Annotated in this window: 3 protein-coding genes and 1 pseudogene; 3 read left to right on the forward strand and 1 reads right to left on the reverse strand. The window is 45.6% G+C overall.

The genetic code is table 11. The features are described 5' to 3' along the window. Positions 1 to 116 precede the first annotated feature (116 nt). A pseudogene (locus tag F6K20_RS27140) lies at positions 117 to 638 on the reverse strand (alpha/beta fold hydrolase); the annotation flags it as partial. Positions 639 to 1,575: 937 nt separating this feature from the next. On the opposite strand from F6K20_RS27140, the gene F6K20_RS27145 reads away from it, so the two are divergent. The 3 genes from F6K20_RS27145 to frr all read left to right on the forward strand — a co-directional run. Beyond that, positions 1,576 to 2,124 (forward strand): thioredoxin family protein, encoded by a 549-nt coding sequence (locus F6K20_RS27145; RefSeq protein ID WP_287265065.1) that lies wholly within the window; start codon positions 1,576 to 1,578, stop codon positions 2,122 to 2,124. A gap of 773 nt (positions 2,125 to 2,897) precedes the next feature. Then, positions 2,898 to 3,626, forward strand: a complete 729-nt coding sequence (gene pyrH / locus F6K20_RS27150; protein WP_044492210.1) for a UMP kinase — start codon at positions 2,898 to 2,900, stop codon at positions 3,624 to 3,626. After that, the coding region (frr, locus tag F6K20_RS27155) for a ribosome recycling factor (protein ID WP_287296718.1) at positions 3,613 to 4,123 on the forward strand (511 nt) is incomplete at its 3' end. The genes pyrH and frr, both read left to right, overlap by 14 nt.

Below are 4,123 nucleotides of genomic sequence, written 5' to 3' on the forward strand. Positions count from 1 at the left end.
TTTCTTGGGCATAGTTAGGTCTGAATCCTACACTTCAATTATACTCTAGCGCTAGTAAAATGTCAATGTCCGAATTGTGGTATTAAATACCGATTTATCCCTATTTTTAGGGGTCTAAATGCGAGGCCAACCCACTTAATCTTTAAGAATCGTTGAAGTAGTGGTGCGCCAAGACGCTGATACCAAGGCAGTTCAGCCCGTTTACGCTCATGGAGTAGTCGTAGAGAAAAGTTGAGCAGGGCGACTCCTTTGGCTAGCTCTGGATTATCTACAGCGGTTTGCATCAGCGCAATACAACCAATAGAGTTTCCGACTAAAAACGCCGGACCACCAACCACCTCCCGACAGAAATCGGCAATTTGTTGCCCCCAGGTTTCAAAGGTGTAGTCTATTTCTATACCAGGAGTCGGTTTAGCTGAAGCCCCAAAGCCAATCAAATCAATGGCATAACATCGGCAGGTTTCCCCCAACACTGGCAAGGTCTTGCGCCAATGTCCGGAAGATGCCCCAAAGCCATGGACCATAACCACAGCTGGTCCAGAATGACCGTAAGCTTTATACCCAATAGAAAAGCCCTGCCAAATCCAGGTTTTTGTTTCAATCTGATCCCTGATTGGGGCTGTGAAAGAGGAGGACATGATCAAAAAATCCCAAGTTATGCCATAGCGTTACCTTTACATTTTTTGACACTCCCCGCTCTAAAGAGACGGGGATTCCCAGATCTACGATCGGCCTTAAACCTTTGTGTCTTAATCTTTGAAGCTGCCAAAAACTAAGCAATATCTAAACCAAAGCCCCGTCAAAACCAAGGTTTGAGTTTAGCTCACAAAAGACCCAGCGGGCTAATCTCCTTGGGCGTTTAGTTACTTATTGAGAAGTGCCTTATCAAGTCCGTTGCTTCCCTGTTTCACCTGGTTTCGGCGTGCCCCGCCGTACCGTTGTTTTCTCAAGTTTTGTCTTGCTGGGTTCACACACCGATTGGTAGTCGTTCGCGTAGCGTGGCCATAGGCCAATGGTTGGGTTTTTAGCGATGCAGCGCGGTCTTGGGGGTTTCCCCCATGAGCGACTGCATCAAGAAAGGAGGATTTTCCCTACCCTCCGGGCATTACTACTTTCAGGTCGGTAAGTTACGGGTCTCTCTCCCGGCTCAGCCTGCGGTTTTTCAGCCTGTACCCTATACTTCAATTATACTATGGCGCTAATGTAGCGACAACCTCTTGATAGAAGTTTTTTTACGGCGACTAAACTCGCTGGTCACTTTCATCCCCGATCTAATCTAAAGATGCCGGGCTTTCAGTGTTTAGTTTTCTAGTAAATAGTCAGCTGCAGGAGTGGTGATTTTACGGATTGCCTATTGAGCCGCGACAACCTATGGTGAAGGTTGGCAAAATGCTCCAGAAGCTCTTTTAGATTCTGAGCAGGTGGAATAGGCTCGATTAAGAATTGGGTCGGGAAATTTACCCTTGATGCTAAATTCGTCTATGAGCTAATTAGCGATCGCATCATCTCCCCTTAACCAAAGCTTGCATTGTAAAGGGGGTTGACCCATGATCCATCACCCATCACCCATCACCCATGACTATAGAAAAAATCATCATCACCATTGGCAGTTATGCTCCGGATTTTGAATTGCCGGGAACTGATGAGCAGGTTCACCATCTCTGCCGTTACTTAGAACGTTTTTCAGGAGTGGGAGTTATTTTCTTAGGCAACAACTGCCCCTATGTCAATTCCTACATCCCAAGACTCAAACACATTCAAGACGAGTTTGAACATCAAGGTTTTACCCTAGTGGGCATTAATGCCAATGATGTTTATCAGTACCCCGCAGAGAGTTTTGAGGAGATGAAGCAGTTCTGCCAAGATCAGCAATTGAATTTTCCTTACCTTTGGGATCCAACTCAAGATGTAGCTCACAGCTTTGGTGCCCAGAAAACCACTGAGGCATTTTTAATTGACCATAAGGGAATTGTATGCTATAATGGGTCAATTGATGATAATCCCCAAGATGGTGACGCAGTACAAGCCCATTACTTACACAGTGCGATCGCGTCTCTTTTAGCAGGGCAAGAGATTTCAACACAATCAACTAAAGTAACTGGTAGTCCTATTCAGTGGCGTTGACACTCCCCGATCTAAAGGCGCGGGGATTCCTAGATCAACGAGCCGCCTTAAACCGCCGTGTTCCTATCTATGACGCCGCCAAAAATAGGACAATACTTAACCAAAAACCCGTCAAAACCAAGTTCCTAGTCAATTCACGACAGACCCAGAGGGCGATTCTCCTTAAGCGTTTAGCTACTTAATAGGAAGTGCCTTAAAAAGTCCGTTTCTCTTCCTTTTCACTTGGTTCCGGTGTGCCGGAAACGAAACCTTATCAGAGGGTCGCCTTAATCACAAAGGTTAAAACTTTTTACTCATAGCCGACTAACTATAAAGGCGACCCTCTGATTACGGTAACTTCTAACCCCACCGTACCGTTTTCTCGTGCATAGTGATTTTTCTGGGTTCACACACCAACTGTTAATTGATGATTGGGTTTTTAAGGAGGAGATTCCCTACCCTCCGAGCATTACTACTTTATGGTCAATCAATTGCGGGTCTCTACCCCGGTTGAGCCAACGGTTTTGCCGCCTGTACTCTATAATTTATTATACATTGGTTTTGACGATGATTCCGGAATCTTCTAGGAAATCTTTTCACGGCTAAAAGCGCGCTGTTCACTTTGATACCCGCTTTAAAGAGACGGGGTTTCCAGCGGTTAGACCTCTAATAATCCTTAAGCTGGGATTAAAAATCAGCGATCAGCGATCAGCGATCAGCTATGACCCATGACGAATGGCAAATTTGACTGTTATCTTGATGTGGATAACAATTTCATAACAAAGAGTCGTGGCATGGGGATAAAATACCGAAGGGTTTTACTAAAATTGAGCGGTGAAGCCTTGATGGGCAATTTGGGCTACGGCATCTCACCGGAAGTGGTTCAGGAAATCGCAGCTGAAGTCGCTGCCGTTTTGAATGAAGGTGTTCAAATGGCAATCGTTGTTGGTGGTGGCAATATCTTTCGCGGACTTAAAGCTGCAGCAGGGGGGATGGATCGGGCAACTGCTGACTATATCGGTATGATTGCCACAGTGATGAATGCCTTGACTTTGCAAGATGCTCTAGAACGAAACGATATCCCGACACGGGTGCAAACTGCAATCGAAATGCAGGAAGTGGCAGAACCGTATATCAGGCGTCGTGCCATTCGCCACCTGGAAAAGGGACGAGTGGTTATTTTTGGTGCAGGTAGTGGTAATCCCTTTTTTACCACTGACACCACCGCTGCTTTACGAGCGGCAGAAATCGATGCTGAGGTAATATTTAAGGCAACTAAAGTCGATGGTATTTATGATTGTGATCCTAAGCTGAATCCTAAGGCCCGACGGTATCAGAGCCTGACCTACAGCCATGTCCTAAGTCAGGATTTGCGGGTGATGGATAGTACTGCGATCGCATTATGTAAAGAGAATGACCTCCCAATTATGGTATTTGATCTAAGGGTGCGGGGTAATATTCACCGCGCTGTTATGGGAGAAACTGTTGGAACAATTGTGGGAGGTTCCTGTGAAATTAGCTGATGTCGAAACCAGTATGCAGAAAGCTGTTGAGGCAACTCAACGAGCGTTCAATACCATTAGGACTGGTCGTGCCAGTACTAGTCTATTGGATCGGGTGATGGTTGAGTACTATGGTACCCCAACCCCCCTGAAATCTTTGGCTAATATCAACACGCCAGACGCTAGTACAATCACCATCCAACCTTACGACAAAAGTATGCTGAGCCAGATCGAGAAAGCAATTACTCTTTCGGATCTGGATTTGCCTCCAAACAACAATGGTGAAGTTGTGCGGTTAAATATTCCTCCACTCACTAGTGAGCGCCGTAAAGAATTTGTCAAAATGGCAAGTAAGTTTGCGGAGGAAGGTCGAGTCTCGATTCGCAATATCCGTCGTGATGCCGTTGACTCTGTCCGAAAACAGGACAAAAATAAGGAAATCTCTGAGGATGAGTCACGGGATTTGCAGGACGAGATTCAGAAGTTGACGAATAAATACACAAAAAAAGTTGATGAAG

Origin of the sequence: Moorena sp. SIO2C4 (genome assembly GCF_010672485.1) — a bacterium.
Lineage (GTDB): Bacteria > Cyanobacteriota > Cyanobacteriia > Cyanobacteriales > Coleofasciculaceae > Moorena > Moorena producens.